Here is a 327-nt window from a genome sequence, read left to right on the forward strand (position 1 = left end):
CGGCAATGAGGCGACAGCTATCAGCGGCCTAAAAGCCGGGTTTAAGTCACTCTTTATTGAATTTTCAAGGTGCTACGCGGTATTTTATACTGCGAAGTTTGAGTTAATAATTAAATTAGCACGACAGGTAGATATCTGTCAACTATTTTTATCGCCACGATTTATTTTTGCTCCAAATACTACAAAAAATTAACGCTAGCTGTACAGAATATGTTATTATCCTGGATTCCCGGAATTCCAACCTATGTTGCCACTATGAAAACGGCTGAAAAGCCGCATAAATACTGAAAAAATGACATGTTTTCATTGCCTTCTCCTACATAGTGT

The 327-nt window shown here is 37.9% G+C and carries 1 protein-coding gene; it reads left to right on the forward strand.

Going from position 1 to position 327, the window contains the following annotated elements; genetic code table 11:
• On the forward strand, positions 1-193 hold a 193-nt coding region (locus ACTNCK_RS11805), incomplete at its 5' end, for a hypothetical protein (protein WP_441082914.1).
• Between the last annotated feature and the right edge of the window lie 134 nt (positions 194-327).

This window comes from Candidatus Weimeria sp. HCP3S3_B5 (genome assembly GCF_052064335.1).
In the GTDB taxonomy this organism is placed as follows: domain Bacteria; phylum Bacillota; class Clostridia; order Lachnospirales; family Lachnospiraceae; genus Weimeria.